Annotated in this window: 19 protein-coding genes; 3 read left to right on the plus strand and 16 right to left on the minus strand. The window is 68.9% G+C overall.

The features are described 5' to 3' along the window. Positions 1-15 precede the first annotated feature (15 nt). From ACWGO6_RS10105 to gabT, 5 genes are all read right to left on the minus strand, one after another. On the minus strand, positions 16-1,482 hold the full coding sequence (locus ACWGO6_RS10105; RefSeq protein WP_136040700.1) for an NAD-dependent succinate-semialdehyde dehydrogenase: 1,467 nt from the start codon (positions 1,480-1,482) through the stop codon (positions 16-18). Between the two features lie 22 nt (positions 1,483-1,504). Beyond that, a complete protein-coding gene (locus ACWGO6_RS10110) occupies positions 1,505-3,052 on the minus strand; it encodes an APC family permease (RefSeq protein ID WP_136040701.1) in 1,548 nt (515 codons plus the stop codon). Next, entirely contained in the window at positions 3,052-3,936 is an 885-nt protein-coding gene (locus ACWGO6_RS10115) for a universal stress protein (RefSeq protein WP_376100621.1), read from the minus strand. Before ACWGO6_RS10115 ends, ACWGO6_RS10110 begins: the two co-directional genes overlap by 1 nt. Beyond that, positions 3,936-5,339, minus strand: coding sequence for a flavin monoamine oxidase family protein (locus ACWGO6_RS10120; RefSeq protein ID WP_452326620.1), 1,404 nt, complete (start codon positions 5,337-5,339; stop codon positions 3,936-3,938). Before ACWGO6_RS10120 ends, ACWGO6_RS10115 begins: the two co-directional genes overlap by 1 nt. Before the next feature lie 79 nt (positions 5,340-5,418). After that, positions 5,419-6,780: a 4-aminobutyrate--2-oxoglutarate transaminase gene (gene gabT / locus ACWGO6_RS10125; protein WP_136040705.1), complete on the minus strand. Its 1,362-nt coding sequence runs from the start codon at positions 6,778-6,780 to the stop codon at positions 5,419-5,421. Between the two features lie 97 nt (positions 6,781-6,877). Here gabT and ACWGO6_RS10130 point away from each other — a divergent pair, with 97 nt between their 5' ends. Beyond that, the gene (locus ACWGO6_RS10130) at positions 6,878-8,386 is read left to right on the plus strand and encodes a PucR family transcriptional regulator (RefSeq protein ID WP_136040707.1); all 1,509 of its coding nucleotides are present in this window, start codon (positions 6,878-6,880) and stop codon (positions 8,384-8,386) included. A 418-nt stretch (positions 8,387-8,804) separates the two neighbouring features. On the opposite strand, the gene ACWGO6_RS10135 is transcribed toward ACWGO6_RS10130, so the two are convergent. Next, positions 8,805-9,449, minus strand: coding sequence for a response regulator (locus tag ACWGO6_RS10135; RefSeq protein WP_136040708.1), 645 nt, complete (start codon positions 9,447-9,449; stop codon positions 8,805-8,807). Positions 9,450-9,730: 281 nt separating this feature from the next. Here ACWGO6_RS10135 and ACWGO6_RS10140 point away from each other — a divergent pair, with 281 nt between their 5' ends. Continuing rightward, on the plus strand, positions 9,731-11,443 hold the full coding sequence (locus ACWGO6_RS10140) for a GAF domain-containing protein (RefSeq protein WP_452326621.1): 1,713 nt from the start codon (positions 9,731-9,733) through the stop codon (positions 11,441-11,443). A gap of 25 nt (positions 11,444-11,468) precedes the next feature. On the opposite strand, the gene ACWGO6_RS10145 is transcribed toward ACWGO6_RS10140, so the two are convergent. From ACWGO6_RS10145 to ACWGO6_RS10155, 3 genes are all read right to left on the minus strand, one after another. Continuing rightward, the gene (locus tag ACWGO6_RS10145; RefSeq protein WP_136040710.1) at positions 11,469-11,942 is read right to left on the minus strand and encodes a hypothetical protein; all 474 of its coding nucleotides are present in this window, start codon (positions 11,940-11,942) and stop codon (positions 11,469-11,471) included. A 98-nt stretch (positions 11,943-12,040) separates the two neighbouring features. Next, complete coding sequence (locus ACWGO6_RS10150) at positions 12,041-12,475, minus strand: riboflavin kinase (RefSeq protein WP_452326622.1); 435 nt, start codon at positions 12,473-12,475, stop codon at positions 12,041-12,043. After that, positions 12,472-12,981: a flavin reductase family protein gene (locus ACWGO6_RS10155; RefSeq protein WP_452326623.1), complete on the minus strand. Its 510-nt coding sequence runs from the start codon at positions 12,979-12,981 to the stop codon at positions 12,472-12,474. The genes ACWGO6_RS10150 and ACWGO6_RS10155 overlap by 4 nt, the downstream gene beginning before the upstream one ends. Before the next feature lie 103 nt (positions 12,982-13,084). Between ACWGO6_RS10155 and ACWGO6_RS10160 the strand changes: the two genes are divergently transcribed. Then, the gene (locus ACWGO6_RS10160) at positions 13,085-13,690 is read left to right on the plus strand and encodes a PadR family transcriptional regulator (protein ID WP_452326624.1); all 606 of its coding nucleotides are present in this window, start codon (positions 13,085-13,087) and stop codon (positions 13,688-13,690) included. 4 nt (positions 13,691-13,694) lie between these two features. On the opposite strand, the gene ACWGO6_RS10165 is transcribed toward ACWGO6_RS10160, so the two are convergent. The 7 genes from ACWGO6_RS10165 to ACWGO6_RS10195 form a co-directional block, all read right to left on the minus strand. Further along, positions 13,695-14,579, minus strand: coding sequence for a ribokinase (locus ACWGO6_RS10165; protein ID WP_452326625.1), 885 nt, complete (start codon positions 14,577-14,579; stop codon positions 13,695-13,697). Continuing rightward, positions 14,572-15,951, minus strand: coding sequence for an NtaA/DmoA family FMN-dependent monooxygenase (locus ACWGO6_RS10170; protein ID WP_452326626.1), 1,380 nt, complete (start codon positions 15,949-15,951; stop codon positions 14,572-14,574). Before ACWGO6_RS10170 ends, ACWGO6_RS10165 begins: the two co-directional genes overlap by 8 nt. Before the next feature lie 108 nt (positions 15,952-16,059). Continuing rightward, the gene (locus ACWGO6_RS10175; RefSeq protein ID WP_136040720.1) at positions 16,060-16,908 is read right to left on the minus strand and encodes an ABC transporter permease; all 849 of its coding nucleotides are present in this window, start codon (positions 16,906-16,908) and stop codon (positions 16,060-16,062) included. Further along, complete coding sequence (locus tag ACWGO6_RS10180) at positions 16,901-17,698, minus strand: ABC transporter ATP-binding protein (protein ID WP_452326627.1); 798 nt, start codon at positions 17,696-17,698, stop codon at positions 16,901-16,903. Before ACWGO6_RS10180 ends, ACWGO6_RS10175 begins: the two co-directional genes overlap by 8 nt. Then, the gene (locus ACWGO6_RS10185) at positions 17,698-18,801 is read right to left on the minus strand and encodes an ABC transporter substrate-binding protein (protein WP_240744969.1); all 1,104 of its coding nucleotides are present in this window, start codon (positions 18,799-18,801) and stop codon (positions 17,698-17,700) included. The genes ACWGO6_RS10180 and ACWGO6_RS10185 overlap by 1 nt, the downstream gene beginning before the upstream one ends. 269 nt (positions 18,802-19,070) lie before the next feature. After that, on the minus strand, positions 19,071-19,697 hold the full coding sequence (locus tag ACWGO6_RS10190) for a TetR/AcrR family transcriptional regulator (RefSeq protein WP_136040726.1): 627 nt from the start codon (positions 19,695-19,697) through the stop codon (positions 19,071-19,073). A gap of 37 nt (positions 19,698-19,734) precedes the next feature. Further along, positions 19,735-21,291, minus strand: a complete 1,557-nt coding sequence (locus ACWGO6_RS10195) for a glucoamylase family protein (RefSeq protein ID WP_136040728.1) — start codon at positions 21,289-21,291, stop codon at positions 19,735-19,737. Positions 21,292-21,487 lie beyond the last annotated feature (196 nt).

A 21,487-nucleotide genomic window follows, 5' to 3' on the forward strand; every position in this document is an offset into this window, starting at 1 on the left:
CCTCTGGCTGCTCGGTCAGGAGACCGGGATCAGCGTGTACTTGGTGGACAGGTACTCGTGGATGCCCTCGAACCCGCCCTCGCGGCCGACGCCGGACTGCTTGACGCCGCCGAAGGGGGCCGCGGCGTTGGAGACCACGCCCACGTTGAGTCCCATCATGCCCGTCTCGAGCTTGTCGATCATCCGCTGGCCGCGCTGCAGGTTCTCGGTGAACACGTACGACACGAGTCCGTACTCGGTGTCGTTCGCGAGGTGCACGGCCTCGTCCTCGGTCTCGAAGGTCGCGATCGCCAGCACCGGGCCGAAGATCTCCTCGCGGAGGATGGCACTGCCCGCGACCACGTCGGTGAGCACGGTGGGCTCGTAGAACGTGCCGGTGCCCTCGACGGCCTTGCCGCCGGCGAGCAGCGTCGCACCGCGGTCCACGGCGTCACCGACGAGCTCGCCCGCCTTGGCGACGGCATCCGCGTCGATGAGCGGTCCGATCGCGACGCCCTCTTCGGTGCCGCGGCCGATCTTCATCCCGTTGACCCGCTCGGTGACCCGCTTGGCGAACTCACCCGCGACGTCCTTGTGCACGATGAAGCGGTTGGCCGCGGTGCACGCCTGGCCGATGTTGCGGAACTTCGCGGCGAGTGCACCCTCCACGGCCTTGTCCAGGTCGGCGTCGTCGAACACCACGAACGGCGCGTTGCCGCCGAGCTCCATCGACACGCGCAGCACGCCCTCGGCCGCCTGCGCGATGAGCTTGCGTCCGACCTCGGTCGATCCGGTGAAGGAGAGCTTGCGCAGACGCGGGTCGGCGATGATCGGGGCGGACAGCGCGCTGGACTTCGACGTCTGCACGACGTTGACGACACCGGCAGGGAGCCCTGCCTTCTCGAGCAGCGAGACGAAGAAGATCGTCGTCAACGGGGTCAGTGCCGGGGGCTTGATGACGACCGTGCAACCCGCCGCGAGTGCCGGGGCGATCTTGCGGGTGGCCATCGCGAAGGGGAAGTTCCACGGCGTCACGAAGAACGACGGGCCCACCGGACGCTGCGACACGACCATGTGGCCGGTGCCCTCGGGGTTGATGCCGTAGCGGCCGCTGATGCGCACGGCCTCCTCGCTGAACCAGCGCAGGAACTCGCCGCCGTAGACGACCTCGCCGCGGGCTTCCGCGAGCGGCTTGCCCATCTCGAGCGTCATGAGCAGCGCCAGATCCTCCTTGTGCTCCTGCACGAGGTCGAACGCCTTGCGGAGGATCTCGCTGCGGACGCGCGGCGCGGTGGCCGCCCACTCGTCCTGAGCGGCGACCGCGGCATCGAGGGCACGGATGCCGTCGGCCGGTGTCGCGTCGGCGATGGTCCGGATCACGGAGCCCGTCGCCGGGTCCTGCACGTCGAAGGTGCCGCCGGTCTCGCCGTCGATCCACTGACCGCCGATGAAGAGGCCGGTGGGGATGCTGTCGAGGAGCGCCTGTTCGGTCTGAGTGCTCATGATTCTCTTTCTGTGAGGAGGGCTATGCGCGCTTGCGTCGGCTGGGCGGTGCGTCGATGCCCAGCGTCTGGCCGCGGAAGAAAGCGGGCCGACGGACCGCGTTCCAGATCATGACCGCGATGCCGACGACGATGATCAGCATCCCGAGGATGAAGACGATGCCGACGCCGCCGATCTGCGATCCGGAGCCGTACTCCGGGTCCATCGAGTCGATCAGCGTCGTGAAGAACAGCACCGCGAGGATCGCGCCGCCGACGAGCGGGAAGAGGAACGTGAAGAAGAAGTTCCGCGTCGAGTCGAACCACTGCTTGCGGAAGTACCAGACGCACGCGAACGCGGTGATCCCGTAGTAGAAGCAGATCATCATGCCGAGGGTGAGGATGGTGTCCCACAGGGTGTCCTCGCTGACGACGCGCATCACGGCGTAGAACGCGGAGGCCACGATCGCCGAGACGATGGTCGCGTACCCGGGGGTGAAGAAGCGGGGGCTGACCCTCGCGAACGCCTTCGGCAGGGCGCCGTAGTGCCCCATCGCCAGCAGGGTCCGCGCGGGACCCACGAACGTGGACTGCAGCGACGACGCCGAGCTGGTCAACACCGCCAGCGACACCAGGAAGGCCAGCGGTCCGAGGATCGGTCCGGAGAGGTGGAAGAAAACGTTCTCCTGGATGTCTTCGTTGCCGAGCCCCAGCGCCCCGGTGCCGACGCCGGCGAACATGATCATCGCGACCGCGAGCAGCAGGTACAGCGAGACGATCGTCAGCACCGTCACGGTGGCCGCGCGGCCCGGCGTCTTCTCAGGGTCCTTGGTCTCCTCGTTCATGGTGAGCGTGACGTCCCAGCCCCAGAAGATGAAGATCGAGAGCGAGAGACCGGCGGCGACCGCGCTGAAGGAGGAGATCGCGAACGGGTTGAACCAGTTCAGGTCGAACGGCTGGTAGTCGAAGCCGTTGCCGTTCACCGCCTGCACGATGGCAGCGACGGCGAAGAACACCAGCACGAGGATCTGGAAGCTGACGAGCCAGTACTGCAGCTTCTGCGTCGTCTGCATGTCGCGATATGAGATCCACGTCGCCCCGAGCATGAACAGCAGGCAGACGCCGATGTTGATCCAGGTGACACCGGCGAGGTCGCCGATCTCCGGATTTCCGGTGATCTGCGACAGCAGAAGGAAGAGGAAATCGACCGCGACGCCGGCGAGGTTCGACAGCACCAGGATCGTCGCGACGACCAGACCCCAGCCGGCCATCCAGCCGACCCACGGGCCGAACGCGCGGGCCGCCCAGGTGAAGGACGTGCCGGAGTCCGGCATCCGGTTGTTGAGCTCGCGGTAGCCGAAGGCGACGAGGAGCATCGGGATGAAGCCGACGAGGATGATCGCCGGGATCTGGGCTCCGACCTCGGATGCCGTGGGGCCGACGGCGGCGGTGAAGGTGTAGGCGGGGGCGATGCACGAGATGCCGATCACGACCGCGCCGATCAGGCCGACCGTTCCGGCGCTCAGACCTTTGGTGGAGATGCCGGTCGTGACACCGGATTCGGGCTCCGTCGCCCGGTTCGTGCTGCTCATCAGCGGTCTCCTGCTTCGTTGCGGGTACGCGGGACGACGATCATGGGAACGGGCAGCTCGTGCAGCATCTTCGCCGCCGTGGAGCCCAGGAACAGACGGCGCGGTTGCGCCAGCCTGCTGGAGCCGACCAGGACGACCTCGCCCGGAAGCCAGGAGAGGTGGGCGACGGCGTCTTCGACGGAGTCGCCCGGTGCCTGTTCGACCGCGGCGGAACGGCCGTCGGGCAGCAGTTCCGACGCGACCGCGAGCACCTCCTGGCCGTGCGTGTCACCGACCGTGCGGATCGCTCCGGTGTCGAGTCCCGGGGGCACGTCGAAGGGCACGAGGGACACGAGCCGCAGGTCGACGCCGCTGTCCGCCGCGAGCGCGACGGCCTCGTCGAGGAGGGCATCGGCACCCGGCCGGGAGCCGACGGCGACCGTGACGCGCGGCAGGACGTGATCGTCCTGCTGGGCGACACCGACGGGTGCGAGCGCGACGGGGATGGTCGACGAGTGCAGCAGCTCGGAGGCGACGCTGCCGAGCCGGTGACGGCCGAAGATGCCCCCGCCCGCGGCGCCGATGACGATCACCCGCGCGCCGAATTCCTCACCGGCGGCGATCAGCCCCTCGGCGAACGACTCGGCGAAGCGCACGTGACCGCTGCGGGTGAGCTCCTGAGGGAGCCGGACCACAGCGTCCGCGAGCCACTTCCTCGCCTGCGATCTGAGGTGCTCCTCATACGCGCGCTCGGGCGGAACGGCCGCACTGCGCGTGCCCTCGTTCGGCAGCACGATCACGAGGTGCAGGGTCGCACCGAGGCTGCGGGCGAGCCGGGCGCCGAGCGCCGCGGCATCCGCTCCCGCATCCGTCGCCGTGTATCCGACGACGACAGAGCCGGTCATCAGCTGCCGCTCTCAGCGGAGCCCGTGTCACGGCTCGCGTCGACGATGTTCGATGCCACGAGGTGACCCATGCGGATCGCCCCGTCGACGTGCTGGTATCCGGCGCCGGCCATGTCGCTGCAGGCGAAGTGGATCGGCCCGACCGCGGTGCGGAGGTCGGCGCCGTAGCGGTGCAGGCCCCCCATGTCGAAGCTCGCGGCGTATGCGCCCCGCGTCCACTCCTCGCTGCCCCAGTCGCTCTCGTAGTAGACGACGGGGTTCTTGGCCTCGGGGCCGTAGTAGTGCGAGAGCGACTCGAGGATGCGCTCCTTGCGCTCCTCGGCCGAGAGCTCGAACACGCCGTCGGCGTTGGCATCGGAGACGAAGCCGACGAGGGTGCCGCGCTCGTCGCCGTGGTTGGTGTTGTCATAGGCCTCGTGCGAGAGCTCGTACGGGCTGAAGGCGGTGCCGCTGAGGCCCTGCTCGCGCCAGAACGGCCGGTCGTACACGGCGTGCACCTTGATGACGAACCCCATCGACAGGTGCTGGTGCAACTGGTGCTGTCGGCGCGGCAGCGGCGGGTCGAACGCGATGCGGCTGTAGAGCACCGGCGCGTGCGCGAGGATCGCGTGGCGGGCGCGCACCGTGTGCTCGTCGGTGGTGGCCACCACAGCCTGGGTCCCTGAGCCCGTCGAAGGGTCCGACCATTCCAGGCTGCGCACGGGCTGGTTCAGCAGCACGTCGTCGCCGAGGCGCTCCGCGAGCCGCAGCGGAACCTGCTGCAGTCCGCCGACCACGCGCTTGTCGAGGATGAAGTCCGCGTCGACGAGGTTCGAGTACGACCCGGCGGATGCCGCCATCAGCAGCGACTGCAGCAGCGAGAAGGAGTGCGTGGGCTTGGTGAGCATCGCCGACCCCGTGGCGAAGGCCAGGTTGCGCACGGCCTCGTCGTCGTCGGTCTGCGAGCGCAGCCAGGCGTCCCAGGTGATCGTGTCCCAGTCTTCGGCGTTGGGGTGGGCCCAGGGACGGTCCGGGTCGATCTCGGCGACCAGCGCGTCGAGGATCTCGGTGATCCTGGCGATCTCGGCCTCGGTCTCCGGCGCCACCGGGAACATCTCGCCGGTGAAGCGGTGTGCCTGTCCGTCGGGGCCGACGTAGACGCTGTCGCCTTCGCGGTAGCGGCTGTACGTCTCGAGCCCCAGCTCCTCGATCGTGTCCTTGAGCGCGTCCTGGTCGGGCGAGACCCACTGGCCGCCGATCTCGAGCATGGCGCCCTCGATGACGTCGGTCCACAGGCGCCCGCCGACGCGGTCGCGGGCCTCCAGCACGGCGACCGACAGGCCGGCCTTGCGGAGGTCGTTCGCCGCCGTGAGCCCTGCGGCTCCGGCACCGACGATCAGTACGTCGCGAGTGATCTCAGCCATCTGCAACTCCTTCGTTGGGGGAAGTAGTGCCGGTCGCGACCCGAAATCCCCCGATCGGGGTCGCGACCGGACAGGGGTGTCAGGCCGCGGCGAGCGCCGCGGCGACGATGTCGAGTCCCTCGTTCAGCAGATCGTCGCCGATCGAGAGCGGGGGGAGGAAGCGGATGACGTTCCCGTAGGTTCCGCAGGTGAGGACGACGACGCCCTGGGCGATGCACGCCTTCGCGACGGCGGCCGTGAGGGCGGCATCCGGAGCCTTGGTCTCGGGATCGACGAACTCGGCGGCGATCATCGCACCGTGTCCGCGGACGTCGCCGACGCGCGGGTCGTTCTGCTGGATCGCGGTGAGACGCTCCGTGAGGATCACGCCGATCTCCCGGGCGCGCTCGATCACGCCGTCGTTCTCGAACACGTCGATGGACGCGAGGGCGGCGGCGCAGGCGATCGGGTTGCCGCCGTAGGTGCCGCCGAGGCCGCCGGAGTGCGAGGCGTCCATGATCTCGGAGCGACCGGTGACCGCCGCGAGCGGGAGGCCGCCGGCGATGCCCTTTGCCGTGGTGATCAGGTCGGGCTCGATGCCGAAGATCTCGCTCGCGAACATGTGCCCGGTGCGGGCGAAGCCGGTCTGCACCTCGTCGGCGATGAAGACGACGCCGTTCGCGCGGCACCAGTCGACGATCGCCGGCAGGAAGCCGTCGGCCGGGACGATGAAGCCGCCCTCGCCCTGGATCGGCTCGATGATGACCGCGGCGAGGTTGTCGGCGCCGATCTGCTTCTCGAGCTGGAGGATGACGCGGGCGGCAGCCTCGCGGCCGTCGAGCCCGTCGCGGAACGGGTACGACATCGGAGCGCGGTACACCTCGGGGGCGAACGGGCCGAAACCGCTCTTGTACGGCATCGACTTGGCGGTGAGCGCCATGGTCAGGTTCGTGCGGCCGTGGTAGCCGTGGTCGAAGGCGACGACCGCCTGACGGCCGGTGTGCTTGCGGGCGATCTTGATCGCGTTCTCGACGGCCTCTGCTCCCGAGTTGAACAGGGCGCTCTTCTTCGCGAAGTCACCGGGGGTGACGCGGTTGAGGGCCTCGGCGACGCCGACGTACGACTCGTAGGGCGAGATCATGAAGCAGGTGTGGGTGAACTGCGCGGCCTGCGCCGCCACGGCTGCGGCGACCTTCGGGTGCGCGTTGCCGACCGTGGTCACCGCGATGCCGGAGCCGAGGTCGATGAGCGAGTTGCCGTCGGCGTCGACGATCACTCCGCCGCCGGCGGCCACGGCCGCGATCGGCACGGTGTGGCCCACACCGGCTGCGACGGCATCGGCCTTGCGTGCGAGGATCTCGGCCGAGCGAGGGCCGGGAAGGTCCGTGACCAGGCGACGCTCCTGCGGGAGGTCGGGTCCACCGAGAGGGACTGCGGGTGCTGCGGTGTCGAGGAGTGCCATGTTCGCGAGCGTACGGCCGCGACCGAGACCCTCGCACTCGCCGACTTGTACAATCTAAGCAGGCTCTTCGCCACACTGTACATCCGGGAGATCGGTCATGGCCGTCACTGAACATCCGACCCTGCGGGCGCTGCTTCACCGTCGCGATCTCGGGCTCGTGCTCGTGCCGCTCGAGGACGACCTGCCGGAAGGCGCGCTCGACCGCCCGCTGCGCTGGGTGCACAGCTCGGATCTCGCCGATCCGACCCCGTTCCTCTCCGAGGACCTGGCGCTGCTGACCACCGGCACCCAGTTCGACGACGCCGTCGACATCGACACGTATGTCGCCCGCCTCGCCGATCGCGGCATCCTCGGACTCGGCTTCGGCACCGAGGTGCACCGCTCCGGCATTCCGGAGGAGCTCGTCGTCGCTTGCGCGGAGAGAGGGATCCCCCTGTTCTCGGTGCCGTATCGCACCCCGTTCATCGCTGTCGCCCGCGCACACGCCGAGGCGATCGCCGCCCAGGCGTACTCGCGCCGGTCGTGGGCACTGGACGCCCAGCGCGCACTCGCACTCGCGGCGCTGCGCCCGAGCGGACTCGAAGCGACCATCGCAGAGCTCGGACGACGACTGGGGGTCTGGGCGGGCATGTTCGACGCGGCGGGAGCGGTGATCGCCTCGCATCCTCGCGACCGATTGGATGCCGCGGTCCGCGACGCACTGGGCGAGCGTGTGATGGACATCCTCACCCGCGGTCTCGAGGCAGGGCAGTCCCTCACTCTCGGGGAGAGCACCTTCATGCTGTTCACCGTGGGGCGCGGGGGCCACCTGCGCGGGGTGCTCGCCCTGGCGGTCGACGCGCTCGACCCCGAGGCACGCTCGGTGGTCACCTCGGTGATCGCGATGGCCGGACTCGCGATGGAGCAGAGCGAGCAGCTCGCCAGGAGCCGGCGGCGGCTGCACGCCCAGCTGCTCGGGTCGCTGCTCACCGACGACCCCACCCTGGCGCGGAGGGTGCTGGGCGGTCTGCCTCCTGCCCCGATCGTCGTGGCCGTCACCGCGGATGCCCCCGCCGGCCCGCTTTCCGACTGGTGGGAGCGGCACCGCGCCGAACACGGCACCCCGGTCTTCCTCGCCGAGTCCGCGGACGGCGTGACGATGTGCATCTCCGCCGGCGAGGATGCCCTGCTCGACGAGGTCGCCACCCGTTTCGGCATCCGCATCGGCGTCTCCGACCCCGACGCCTACGACTCGTTCGCCCGTGCGCATGCACAGGCTCTCACGGCGCTCCGCCAGCAGGGGACGCACGGGGTGGCGCGGTACTCCGAGACGGTGGGCTCCCACATCCTCACCGCGCTCGCCACCGATGAGGCTCGTCTCGTCGCGGAGTCCCGGCTCGCGCCGCTGCGCGAGCATGACGTCCGCACCGGCGCCGAGCTGGAGCGTTCACTGCGCACCTGGCTGGAACACGATGCCCGGGCCGAAGCCGCAGCCGCCACCCTCGGCGTGCATCGGCACACCCTGCGCTCCCGCATCGCGCAGGCGAGCGGCCTGCTCGACATCGATCTGTCGACGTTCCCCGCTCGCGCCGAGCTGTGGACGCTCCTGCAGACCGCCCGGGATTGACACCTGCACCGGCCCGCGCGGGCGATCAGCGAGGGGCGGGCGCCCTCCCCGCCCCTCGCTGCCGGACAGCCCCCACAGCCACCCGTTCCATCCCCGGACGACTCCCACAGCCGTCCACATCCCCAGGACGGCTCCCCCGCCGTCCGCGACCCCGGACAGCCATCCGCGCGGCTCCCACAGCCACCCGTACGGCCCCGCGACCACTCGGACGGCTCCCCCTGGCCGACCGCGCAGTCCCCATCACCGGTCGAACGCCCCCATATCCGTTCGCGCCGCCCTTCATCCCGATCGTGCGCAGCCCAGCGGATTCGCTGTGGATCACACTGCTCACGGTCTCGCCCCTTCGTCGGGCGTCGATCGCCCTCTGCCACCCTCGCTCAGGAGGAAGACGGCCGTAGGGCCCTTCGTCCCTCGACCGTCAGCCGTCGTCATGGATCCGCGAGAGCTCGAAGACCGCCGCCTGGGTCCGGTGGGTGAATCCGAGCTTCCCGAGCATCGACGTGACGTAGTTCTTGATCGTCTTCTCGGCGAGACCCAGACGGTCCGCGATCTGTCGGTTCGTCAGCGCATCGGCGATGAGCGCGAGGATCTGCCGTTCGCGCAGGCTCAGGGACGCGAATCGCGGATCGGCCGAATCAGTCGATCCGGGAGTGACCTGCCCGGTCGCTCGACGCACCGCCGCCGGGTCGAGCAACCGGCGGCCCGCAGCGACAGCGCGCACCGCATCCGGCAGGTCCGCCGCACGGACGGTCTTGAGGAGATGACCGTCGGCGCCGGCCATAACGGCCGCGATCACCGCGTCATCGTCGTCATAGGCCGTGAGGATCAGGCACCGCATCGCAGGGTGCCTCTGTCGGATCGCGCGGCACAGGTCGATCCCGCTGCCGTCGGGGAGGTGCACATCGAGCACCACGACGTCAGGAAGCGTGGCCGCGATCCGTCGCGTCGCCTCCCGGCAGGCTCCCGCCTCCCCGACGACCTCGAGGTCCGGGGTCGCCTGGATCACACCGGCGACGCCCCTTCGCACCATCTCATGATCATCGACAAGGAACACTGCCGTCATCGCCCACTCGCTCCTGTTCCTGCCGGCCGCTCGTCCGGGGTCGCCCGTCGGCGCCCCTGGCACCCTAACGGCCCTGTCGTCGCATAAGTGGGGACCATGGTCCCCGCCGATCGGGTACGCGGGTCGCCGGTCGCGTACGCGGTCGGCGACGCGTCTGCCATATACCGGCTGAGCGTTGCAGACCGGTCGGTCTCCGGGGAAGGTGGAGGGATGCAGGACAGATGCCGACACAAACGCATATCACGCCCCGCCATCAGCAGGACGACGGGAACGATGCTCCCGTGACACGCGCCACCCGGCTCCTCGCCACTCGCCGCCAGCTTCGCGGCCTTCACGACTCCACGCCGGATGCATCCGGCCCCGAACCCGATGCCGACAGGACTCTCAACCGGATCGTCCGCGCGGCCGCTGATCTCATCGAAGCGCGCGACGGAGCTCTCATCGTGATCGATGCGGCCGGAGCCGTCGAGCGTTTCGTCCATGTGGGCGTGGACAAGGGAAGCGCGCAGACGATCGCCGACCTGCCGGAACCGGGCAGTCTGGTCAACGCCGTGCTCGACAGCGGCCGTACCATCCGACTGAACAAGTTGAGCGATGATCCTCGGTCCCCGGGCTTTCCCGTGCATCATCCGCCCCGGGAGGGTTTCCTCGGGGTCCCGATCCGGTCGCAGGGCGAGGTGTGCGGCGTCCTCGTGCTGACGAACCGCCGCACAGGGGTCTTCACACTCGAGGATGAAGAGCTCATCGGATCCTTGGCGGCGACGGCTGGCCTCACGATCCGCAATGCGCGCGAGCACGAGGAAGCCCGCCGTCAAAGGCGGCTGAGTCGGGCGCTGTCCGATCTCCGCACCGCCCTGCTGACCCCGGAGCGCGAAGACATCCTGGACGTCATCGCCGAATGCGTCACCCACGTCGTGTCCTGCGACCTCGTCACGGTCGTCGTCCATGCGGACGCCGACCACCTCCGCATCGACGCGGCTCATGGGCCGCTGTCCGCTGCCTTCGAGCACGGAGTACTCCCTGCGGAGACGTCGATCGCCGCGAGCGCGATCGCGAGCGGGAACATGTCGAGCGGACGACTCACCGACGAAGCCACGCACACGAACCTCGCCGGAAACCAGGATGCCGCGGGGCCGACCGTGGCCGTCCCGCTCGTCGCTGCCGGTCATGCGATCGGAGCTCTGTGCGTCACTCGTGGGGCCTCGGGTGGCAGCTTCTCTCCGAGCGAGATCGATGCCATCTCCGACTTCGTCGTCCAGGCCGGTGTGGCGACCTCGCTCGCCTGGGCGCGGGAGGATCGGCAGCAGCTCGACATCATCGAAGAGCGGAACCGCATCGCCCGCGATCTGCACGACAACGTGATCCAACGGTTGTTCGCGACGGGAATGAGCCTGCAGGCGTTCGCCGCCACCCAGCCGGGCCACGCGGAGGAGCTCGAGCAGCACGTCACAGAGATCGACGCCGCCATCACCGACATCCGGTCGGGGATCTTCTCGCTCCGTACGCGCCACGGGAAACGCAAGGACCGCCCGGTGCGCAAGCGGGTGCTCGACGTGATCACGGAGCTGACTCCCGCGCTGCCGTCGGCACCCACGATCACGTTCGTCGGTCCGGTCGATCCGGTCGTCACCGGGAAACTCGCCGACGACGTGATCGCCGTCGTCCGCGAAGCCCTCGCCAACGTCGCCCACCATGCGCGGGCTCGCAACAGCGCGGTCATCCTCACCGTCTCGGAGAACGAGGTGGTCGTCGCGGTGCAGGACGACGGCAAGGGGGTCGCCGCATCGCCCGGCGACCCCGGCGGCACGGAGAACCTCGCCGAGCGCGCTGCGCTGCACGGAGGCACGTTCACGCTGGATCAGCAGACGGAGCGGGGAACCGTGGCGCGTTGGAGGGTGCCCCGCCCTCCGGCCCCCGGTGGACCGGCGAGCACGGAGGCACGTCGCCGCGAGGATCGCGCTCGGCACGATCCGCCCGGGACTGCGTCGGCATGAGCACGGCTGAGGCCGGATGCCCGGTTCAGACGGTGCACGAGGGTCGGCAGTACGACTGGACGTAGGCCAGGAAGTCGGTCATGAACCCCGAGATGCCCTCGGCGACCACGGCCGGGTCGGTGCTCCTGATCGCGGGCGCCCAGTTGGCGGAGAACGCCGGCGAGACGGCGAGGAATTGCTGGGCGACGGGTGCCATCGCGTCCGCTTCCGACTGAGCGGAGACGGTGATGCCGAGTTCGGCGATCAGCTCGGGGTACGCATCGGCCAGGGTCCCGCGCCCCGTCATGATCAGCATCAGCAGATCCAGATCGGTCGAGGAGGCGAGGCGCGGATCGAGAGTGGCACCGAGCGCCGCGGCGTGCACGCCGGAGCTCGTCGCGGCAGTGACCTCCGATGCGGCGTGACCCGTCGCAGCAGAGGCCGACGATACGCCCGTGAGCGACAGGGTGAGCGCCACGACGGCGGATGCGAGGCAGGTGGTCTTCTGGCGAACGAGCATGGGAATTCCTCCGGATGTTGGGTGATCCGGTGAAAGTACCACAGGAGTGAAATGTAAAACAGTACTCACTCCCGCTCGGCCCCCGCTCACACCTCCGCTCAGCGATCGCGCGAGCGCGACGCGTCACGTACCCCCTCTCGATCGCGACCGGCCAGGAGCACACGACACCGGCTGACATCGTCCTCGCTCTGCGAGACCAGCGCCTCGATCCCCTCGAAGTGCAGCGTGGGGCGCAGACGAGCGACGAGCGTGACCGCCAGTGTCCGACCGTACAGATCGAGATCCACATCGTGCAGGTGCACCTCGACCCGCCTGTCTCGGTCGCCCGCGAAAGTGGGATTCGTCCCGACGCTGACGCTCGCCGGCCAGACCTCGGGGTCATCGTCGATACGCGTCCATGCCGCGTAGATCCCGTCGGCAGGCAGGCCGTCGAGGTCGAGCGCCAGGTTGGCCGTCGGGAAGCCGAGCTCGCGCCCCCGCCCGTCGCCGGGCACGACCACGCCGACGATGGTCGGGAGCGGCGGAGTGCTCACGCTCTCTCGGAGCCTGCGATGGACCGATAGCGACTCTGGTGGAAGACGAGTGGCTCGACATCGTCGAACAGAGTGATGTCGCCGATCTCGTACAGGGCGATCTCGTGGTCCCCGCCGTCGAAGGTGCTGTGCAGGCGGCAGGTGAGCCAGAGCGCGGCATCCGAAATCAGCACGGCCCCACCATCGGTGCGCTTCCAGTCGTGCCCGCCGAACCTGTCGCCTTCCCGCGCTGAGAGCGAGCGGCTGAGCGGCTCGTGGTGGGCAGCGAGCACGCTCATCCCGAGCTCGGGCACCGTGCGCAGCACCGGCCAGGTCTTCGAGGTGCGGGCCGCGCTGATGGCGACGAGTGCGGGTTCGAGCGAGATCGAGGTGAAGGAGTTGACCGCCATCCCGACGGCTCGATCGTCGATGTGCGCGGCGAGGGCTACGACACCGGTCGGATACACCGAGAAGGCCCGGCGGAGGGCGAGGTCGCGCGGCAGGGCGTCGGTCACGGCAGTCGTCATTTCGGCTTCCTTTCGTTAGTCAACTTTGACTAGTTTTGATAATAGGCAATTTTGATCATGCAAACAACAGGAATCTGCGATGCCAGCCGTTAGCATGAGGGGCATGTCGACCACCCGCCTCGTCGTCCTCGGCGCCGTGAAGCAGTTCCAGCCCGTGCACGGGTACTTCCTCCGCCGCGAGCTGATGACCTGGCACGTCGACGAATGGGCGCACATCCAGCCCGGATCGATCTACAACGCCCTGCGCGCCCTCGAGGTCGACGGCTACATAGCCGAGAGCGGCACTGAGGCCGAGGGCAAGCGCCCCGCCCGCACGACGTACCGCATCACTCCGGCAGGCGAGGTGGAACTGCAGCGAATGCTGCGCGAGAACCTCTGGAACGTCGCAGCCTTCGACACGCAGGCGATCATGACCGTGGCCTCGTTCATGTTCGTGCTGAGCCGCCAGGAGGTGATCGCGGGTCTCGAGCACCGCCTCATCAAGAGCGACGCGATCATCACGCAGAACGGCTTCGACGTGCAGGACACCCTGCGTTCCGAGACGACCCCGAAGTACGTGCGGGAGATCTTCGACCTCTCCACCGCCCGCCTCACGGCCGAGAAGCAATGGCTGCTCGACCTGCTGGAGCGACTCCGCGCCGGCGAGTACACATTCGCGGGCGAGGCCGCCGAGGGTGCAGCACCGACCGACGCCGCGTCTTCGAAGTAGCCACTCAGCGCGAGGCCACGAGCGCCGCGATCGATGCGGGTGAGAGCTCCGGCGTCGTCGCGCCGCGATGCTGCGCGACGACCGCCCCGGCCGCGTTGGCGCGGACCAGGGCGGCCTCGACGGCCTCACCCTGCGCGAGGGCCGCGGCGAGCGCGCCGCAGAATGCATCACCAGCCCCCGTGGTATCCACCGGATCGATCCGGAAGGCGGCGACGTGCACGGCGCCCTGCCCTGCGCGATGCAGCGTCACTCCCCCGGCCCCCTGGGTGAGCACGACGGTCTGCGCGCCCGACGCGTGCAATCCGTCGATGCCGCCGAGCTCCGCGCATTCGGTCTCGTTGACGACCAGTACGTCGACATCCGGGAGCATCTCGATGGCTGCCCGGTGCGCGGGGGCGGCATTGATGACCGTGACCGCTCCGGCCATCCGGCCCGCCCGCAGCGCGGCAGCCACGCTGGCGACGGGCACCTCCAGTTGCGCGAGCACGACCGCCGCGTCCGTGACTCCCGCCGCGGCATCTTCGGGCGTCAGCTCCGCATTCGCGCCGGCCGCGACGATGATGCTGTTGTCCCCATCGTCGAACGCCAACACGTGGGCGACGCCGGTCGGAACAGTGGCACTGCGTCGCACGGACGCCCCCACCCCGGCATCCGTCAAGGTCTGCAGCAGCACGTCAGCGGCCTCATCGTCACCGACCACCGCGCAGAATCGGGTCGGTGCTCCGCTGCGGGCGGATGCGACGGCCTGATTCAGCCCCTTGCCTCCGGAGAAGCGGCCTCCCGCCCGACCGAGGAGCGTCTCGCCGACGCGCGGGGGGCGCGAGACCTCGACCACGAGGTCGAGGTTCGCGCTCCCCACGACGGCGACACCGATGAGGGTGTCAGACACGCGACATCGTCCGCCGGTACTGCGATCCGGTGTGCGAGTCGGCGAGTGCGGGCGTCGGAGTGCCGATCAGGCGCTCACGCAGCGACTGCGGCTCGGCCGACGGCTCGACGATCGCGCCGCGCTCCTTGAGGATCGGCAGCACGTGCTCGATGAAGTCGACGGTCGATGCCGGCGGGATGACGGGGGCGAAGAGGAACCCGTCGAGGTCGGCGCCGTCGGCGAGCTCGATCATCCGGTCCGCCACCTGCTCGGGGGTCCCGACGATCGGGCGGGCGCCGACACCGTGCGCGTGCCAGTCTCCGAGCACGTCGCCGACGGTCTTGTCGGCGAAGCGGGCGACCTGCGTCTGCGACAGCTCGGTGCTCAATTCGGACATCGGCGTGTTCGGCGCGTAGGCCGACAGGTCGAGGCCGGTGAACCAGGCGTAGGAGGCGACGGTGACGTCGGGGTTCTGCGCGTCGGCGACCTCGGCGTACTTGCGCTGCGCCTCTTCCTCTGTGCTGCCGACGATCGCGGCGAACGCCGACATGATCTTGACCTCGTCGGCTCCACGGCCGTTCTTCACGGCCTCCTCGCGGATCGCCGAGGAGTGCGCGCGGAGCTGCTCGACCGACCCGCTGCCCACGAAGATCGCCTCACCGTGCTTGCCGCCGAACTCGCGGCCAGCCGGCGATGCGCCGGCCTGGAACAGCACCGGGGTGCCCTGCGGCGAGCGCTGCGTGTTGCCGTAGCCGTGCGAGCGGAAGTAGGGGCCGTCGTGTGCGATCCGGTGCACCTTGGAGGGGTCGGCGAAGCGACCGGACTTGTCGCGCTCCAGCGCCCCGTCCTCCCAGGCCTGCTCCCAGAGCTTGTAGACGACCTGCATGAAGTCGTCGGCCATCAGATAGCGCTCGTCGTGGCCGACCATCGGCACGCCGAAGCCCTGCACCGCCGTGTCGGCGGTGCCGGTGGTGACCACGTTCCAGCCGATGCGTCCGCCGGAGAGGATGTCGAGGGTCGCCATGCGGCGCGCGAACGAGTAGGGCGGCTCGAGCAGCGTGGATCCGGTGGCGACCAGCCCCAGGCGCGTGGTCTCGGGGATGAGCGCGGCCAGGATGATCGCCGGGTCGAGACGCGGCAGATCGAGGCCCTCGACGGAGCAGATGTCCGGACGCTCGCCCGCGACGTCGGCCCAGCCCCAGGCATCCGCGAGGAACAGGAAGTCGAACCCGGCGTCCTCGACCAGGCGCGCGGTGTCGCGCCAGTACTCGAGCTTGTCGAACAGGTAGCGGCCGTTGTCGGGGTGCCGCCAGGTCGCGGTGCCGGAGTCGTTCGCCTGGGCGTTCTCGAAGAGACCGAGACGCAGCTGCTTGACGGTCTTCTGATCGGTCATGTGCGGGTGCCTTCCTTGGGGTTGGATCTGTTCGTTGTGGAGTGATTCCGGGCACGCCGGAGGAACCCCGGGACGGACGGGGGTCCATCCCGGGATGCGGATGCCGCGTCAGCCCTTCGCCGTGACCTCGCCGTCGCTCCACCAGAGCACGCGCTTGCGCACCAGGGCGAGGACGATGATGAGGAGCACGCCGAGGAGGCAGAGAAGGGCGATGCTGGCCCAGGTCACAGCCAGGTTCGCCTGTGCAGCCGATGTCGTGACGAGCGAGCCGAGTCCGGCCTGCTGCCCCGCCGCGACGAACTCGGCCACCGCGGCACCGACCACGGCGAGCGGCAGGGCTATGCGGAGACCGGCGAACACGTAGGGCATGCTGCCGGGGAAGCGCAGCTCACGGAAGATCTCCCACCGCGAGGCGTGCAGCGTCTTGAAGACGTCGAGCGCTTTCTGGTCGACGTCACGGAGCCCCGCGAGCGAGTTCACGAGCATCGGGAAGAAGACCACGAGCCCCGTCACGATGAACTTCGGCACCATGCCGAAGCCGAACGCCACGACCAGTGCCGGGGCGATCGCCACGATCGGGGTCACCATCACGATGATCACGAGCGGCATCACGGCGCGCTCGATGATCTGGAACTCGGCCATGACCACGGCCAACAGGAAGCCGGCGAGGATGCCGGCGGAAGCGCCGACCACGACTTCGAGCAGCGTGACGAGGAAGTTCGACCAGTACATGCCGGCGTCGTCGACGAGGCTCACGCCGATCGCCTCCAGCGTCGGGAGCACGTATGGGTTGGTCCAGGCCACGACCTGCCAGAGGAGAGCGGCGATCACGAAGGTGATCAGTGTGGGTCCCCACGATCCCCAGCGCAGCCAGGTCGGAACGCCGCGGCGGGGCTGCGCCTTCAGGCGGGCGGTCGCGAGGGTCGCGGTGGTGTCTCTCATCGTCAGCTCAGACATGGGCCTTCTCCGTCTGCGCGCGCAGCGCACCGCGCACGACTGCTTCCAGTTCGCGGAACTCGTCCGTCGCGTAGGCCTCCTCGGTGCGCGGCCGCGGCAGGTTCACATCGATCACCTGGGCGATGCGCCCCGGGTGGGCGGCCATCACCACGATGCGGTCGGAGAGCATGATCGCCTCCGGCACGGAGTGCGTGACGAACATGACGGCCTTGCGGTTCGACTGCCAGAACTCCAGCAGGGCGATCCGCTGCAGGTCGCGGTTCATCTCGTCGAGGGCCGAGAAGGGCTCATCCATCAGCATGATGGCCGGGTCGAACACGAACGCCCGCGCGATCGCGGCGCGCTGCTGCATGCCGCCCGAGAGCTGGCCGGGGTACTTCTTCATCGCCCGACCGAGCCCGAAGGTCGCCAGCAGCTCGGCCGGGTCGCGCAGTGCGCGTCCGGAGTTCGCCTTGGCGTTGATGCGCACCGGCAGCTCGACGTTCTCGCGCACCGTCTTCCACGGCAGCAGCGCCGGAGACTGCGGCACGAGCCCGATCTTCTTGTCGCGCGAAGCCGCGGTGACGCTCTCCCCATCGATCGTGACGGTCCCGGAATCGGCGTCGAGGAGACCCGCGACCACCTTGAGCAGCGTGGACTTGCCACAGCCGCTCGGGCCGATCACGGAAACGAACTCGCCCATGCCGATCGTGAGGCTCACGTCGTCGAGCACCGTGACCCGAGCACCGTCGACGCCGAAGGACTTCGAGACGTTTCTGACCTCGACGCCTGCTCCCTGTGCGACCGACATCACTTCGCGGTCCAGGTCAGGGTGTCGCCGTCGTACAGGTCGGCGACCAGGTCGGCGTCCATCATGTCGGCGATCGCGGGCAGGTCCTTGACGCCGCCGTACTTCTTCACGAGTGCGTACTCGGGCTCCCACATGGACTCGTTCTGCACACCGGGGTTGCCACCGGCGCTCTCGCGCACCCAGGCGGACTCCACCTCCCACGTGCGGGCCAACTGATCGCGCGGGAACGCGGCACCCTGGTTGTTGTCCTCCGCCAGCTTCGCGAGCTTGTCGATGCAGGCATCCGACTCGTCGAGGCAGTACTGCAGCGCCTTCAGGCTCGCGCGCATGAAGTCGGCGGCGACTTCACGGTGCTCGTCGAGGAATCGGGAGTTGACCTCCATCACGTTGTAGGTGCCCTCGACGCCGAGGTCGGCGGGGAGGAACTCGCTGAACGGCAGGTCCTGCGCCTTGAGCGACTGCGGCTGGTTGGAGGCGTAGCCGACGATCGCGTCGACCTGCTCACGGACGACGACCGTCGGGTCGTAGTTGGTCATCTTCACCATCTCGACCTTCGAGACGTCGACACCGGCCTCGTCGAGCATGGCCGAGGCGATCGGGGTCAGGTTGATGAAGTAGCCGAGCGATCCGCCCTCGAGATCCTTGAGGCTCTCGAGCTTCTCGTTGCCGAAGATCGAGAACGGCGGGGTCGTGCCGTAGGTGGCGACTGCCGTGAGGTTCTTGCTGTTCGCGGCTGCCAGCATCACGTCGGATGCCGAGCCGAGAGCCGTGAACTGCGCCTGACCGGATGCCACGAGCTGCTGCCCGTTCGCCCCGGAGGCGTTGATCTCGACATCGAGGCAGAGGTCGTCGAAGTAGCCCAGCTCCTCGGCGAGGAACACGTCGAGCTGGCCGGCACTGGCGGAGTAGCCGTAGCCGGAGATGTAGGTGATGGTGCCGGCATCCTGATTGCGCTTGCAGGCGTCGGTGTCGCTCGCACTCGTGGGGGCGGAATCGCCGCCTGGCGTCTGCGCGGAGCATGCTCCGAGCGTCAGCGTGGCGGCGAGAACGCACGTCAGGGTGGCAGTGATGCGGAATCGGGTTTCCGCAGAGGAAGTAGCCATGAGGGTCCCTTCTCGGCCGTTCGTCATTGATGGCTCGTCGAAAGTAACATAGTCAAGATTGACTAAGCAAGATCAAACTAAACGGGGCGAGAACGCGTGCACCCCCGCCCGCCCAGACGTCGAGTGCACGGCTTCGCGCCGAGCGCACGGCGTGTTGACGCGAATAGGCGGTGCACTCGGCAGGATCCCGTGCGCTCGAGGACGCGGGGGCGTAGCCCGAGTGGGGCGAGGGGCGAAGAGGGAGCGGGGCGAAGCGGGAGCGGGGCGAGTCAGGACTGGGGCGCGTCAGCCGGGTAGAGGTAGCGGCTGACGAACTCGTCGAAGAGGGGAACCATGTCGACCGACTCATCGAGAAGCCACTGCAGCTGGATGCCGTCCATGACCGCACTGATCAGACGTGCGGCGAGCGCGGGGTCGATGTCATCCCGGACTTCTCCGGCCTCCTGCCCGCGACGGAGGATCTCCACGGCTTCATCGGCACGCGCCCGATAGCGCGCGGCGAAATCGGCATGCGACGGATGCTCGGGGTCGGTCGCCTCGGCAGACACGATGGCGTAGAGCGACGTGAGACCGCGCGAGGTCTGGTTGTGCGCGACGACCCGCTTGGCCTGCTCGACCAGGGTGTGCTCGGCGGGGTCGCCTGCCGCCGCCCGCACCTTCTCGTCGCGCTGGTGCAGCACCTCGGTGAACAGCTCCTCCTTGTCGGCGAAATGATGCAGGAGCCCGGCGGGTGTCACGCCGACGCGCTTCGCGATCTCCCGCAGGGATCCGCCGTGGAACCCGGTCCGAGAGAAGACGACCAGCGCCTCGTCGACGATCGCCTGCCGCCGCGCCTGCCCCGTTGCGTAGGGGCCGCGAGAGCCTCGCCCCGCCGTCGACTGCCCGTCCGTTCCCACCGCGCGCTCCTGTCTGTCGACGCGAGGAAGCGAGGGCTCAGCCCTGGTGACCGTCGCCTCCCGCACCCCACGACGAGCTGAAGTCCTGCTGTCGCATCGCGGGACGCAGGAGCTTCTCCATCTCGCGATCCACGAAGTAGTCCTTGAGCTTATCCTTCGTGAGCTCGTTGCCGATCGCCGCCATGATCATCGACTGGTCGAGCGAGAGATAGCGCTCGGCGATCGTGCCGCTCTTCACGGCGACCGCGTCGTAGAAGCCGCCGGGACCATAGGCGCCGAGGTCGTTCTCGATGCTCTCGAGGTTGCTCAGCACGCCCTTGCGGTCATAGGGGAGCGCGAGGAACGCCGCATGCGGGGTCACCACGCCGTCCCCGAAATCCGGGGAGGGATTCGTGCCCGCCGCGCACCCCGGCCGATCGATGTCGACGTCGGTCTTCTCGGCGTCGGACGTGTAGCCGTCGGACCGCATTCCCGCGATGTCGACGCCGTACTCCGCGTAGCCACCGAACGGGTTGCTCGCGGGCGAGAACCCCCAGTACCCGTATCCGGCCTCGTCGAGACCGTGCTGTTTCTGCACGGCCACGGTGATCGGATGATTGAGCCGCCAGGACTTCGGCCCCCACTTCGTCTCCGGGACCAGGAGATCGGGCATCAGCGACTCGAACATGCTGCCACCCCAGCTCGGAACGAACGACATCCCCGCGTAGCTGTATGCGCCTTCCCAGACCTCGACTCCGCTGTAGGTGCGGTATTCCCCTTGCGGGAGCTGCTCCTGCCACGCCCAGTCGCAGCCGGGCGGCATTGTGCGGTGCGTGCCGTACAGCGCCGTCGCCGGAATCTGCCCGTTGGCGATGCCGAGGTAGGTGGCGATGCGGCTCTCGCTCACGGTCGTGTCGTAGTGGTGGCAGGTGTAGTACGCGGTCTCCCCCGATCCGTTGTACATCGGAGCTGCAACGCTGCAGTCCGGCGGGGCCTGCTCCCAGAAGCCGCCGCGGTTCGTGCCGGCGGGGAGACCTGCGGCACCGGCAGGGTCGAAGAACGCGGCGAAGTCCATCGAGTCGTAAAGGGCGTCCGCCTGCGCAGCCAGCGCGGGATCGGCCTCACCGACGATGCGTAGAGCTGCGGCCAGCCACCCGTTGTCCACGGTGCTGAGGAACGGATGCACGGGGTCCCCGGAATCGGGCCAGGTCGTCAGCTTCTCCCCCGTCGTCGGCGAGTACCAGTTGTAGAACATCCCGCTCGCTTCGTTGCGCTCGAGCCCTTGCAGGGTGTCGAGCGTGGCGGACAACCGGCCCCGCGCCTCGTCGGCACTGATGATGCCGAGGTCGCGCGCGGTGACGGTCGACCACAGATACCCGCCGATATTCGTCGGTGAGGTGTAGGCGCTGGACGTCTGCAGATCGCCGGTGATGTTGTCGGCGGGAAGACCCGTCTCCTCGTCGGTCATCGCCACCAGGGAACCCCAGGTGTCCTGCGCCCAGCGCTTGAGCTCCGCGTTGCCCTGGCGTCCGTCTCCCGCTGCGGCCGGCCCCGCGAGGGCCAGTCCCGAGACGACCAGTCCGACCGTCGCCAGCGTGCTCATCCATCGCTTCATCGCGTCTCCTCATCGAGAACGGCGCCGTTGATCACGGCGCACTCAACACGCGAAAACCTAACATGCGTTCAGTGTTCACTCAACCCCCTCCCGCGGAGGAGCATCCCTATCCGTTCCGGTCGCACTTTCTGTCGCGCTCGCGGCTCCCGGGCGGCAGAAAGTGCGACCGGAGGCGAGGGGCGAGGGCTGGAAGCGA

Source organism: Microbacterium sp. NPDC055665 (assembly GCF_053618035.1).

Bases quoted from the DNA above. Each gene is read 5' to 3' on its own strand.
- ACWGO6_RS10105 (WP_136040700.1), bottom strand. From the start codon at position 1,482: ATGAGCACTCAGACCGAACAGGCGCTCCTCGACAGCATCCCCACCGGC.
- ACWGO6_RS10110 (WP_136040701.1), bottom strand. From the start codon at position 3,052: ATGAGCAGCACGAACCGGGCGACGGAGCCCGAATCCGGTGTCACGACC.
- ACWGO6_RS10115 (WP_376100621.1), bottom strand. From the start codon at position 3,936: ATGACCGGCTCTGTCGTCGTCGGATACACGGCGACGGATGCGGGAGCG.
- ACWGO6_RS10120 (WP_452326620.1), bottom strand. From the start codon at position 5,339: ATGGCTGAGATCACTCGCGACGTACTGATCGTCGGTGCCGGAGCCGCA.
- gabT (WP_136040705.1), bottom strand. From the start codon at position 6,780: ATGGCACTCCTCGACACCGCAGCACCCGCAGTCCCTCTCGGTGGACCC.
- ACWGO6_RS10130 (WP_136040707.1), top strand. From the start codon at position 6,878: ATGGCCGTCACTGAACATCCGACCCTGCGGGCGCTGCTTCACCGTCGC.
- ACWGO6_RS10135 (WP_136040708.1), bottom strand. From the start codon at position 9,449: ATGACGGCAGTGTTCCTTGTCGATGATCATGAGATGGTGCGAAGGGGC.
- ACWGO6_RS10145 (WP_136040710.1), bottom strand. From the start codon at position 11,942: ATGCTCGTTCGCCAGAAGACCACCTGCCTCGCATCCGCCGTCGTGGCG.
- ACWGO6_RS10155 (WP_452326623.1), bottom strand. From the start codon at position 12,981: ATGACGACTGCCGTGACCGACGCCCTGCCGCGCGACCTCGCCCTCCGC.
- ACWGO6_RS10160 (WP_452326624.1), top strand. From the start codon at position 13,085: ATGTCGACCACCCGCCTCGTCGTCCTCGGCGCCGTGAAGCAGTTCCAG.
- ACWGO6_RS10170 (WP_452326626.1), bottom strand. From the start codon at position 15,951: ATGACCGATCAGAAGACCGTCAAGCAGCTGCGTCTCGGTCTCTTCGAG.
- ACWGO6_RS10175 (WP_136040720.1), bottom strand. From the start codon at position 16,908: ATGTCTGAGCTGACGATGAGAGACACCACCGCGACCCTCGCGACCGCC.
- ACWGO6_RS10180 (WP_452326627.1), bottom strand. From the start codon at position 17,698: ATGTCGGTCGCACAGGGAGCAGGCGTCGAGGTCAGAAACGTCTCGAAG.
- ACWGO6_RS10185 (WP_240744969.1), bottom strand. From the start codon at position 18,801: ATGGCTACTTCCTCTGCGGAAACCCGATTCCGCATCACTGCCACCCTG.
- ACWGO6_RS10195 (WP_136040728.1), bottom strand. From the start codon at position 21,291: ATGAAGCGATGGATGAGCACGCTGGCGACGGTCGGACTGGTCGTCTCG.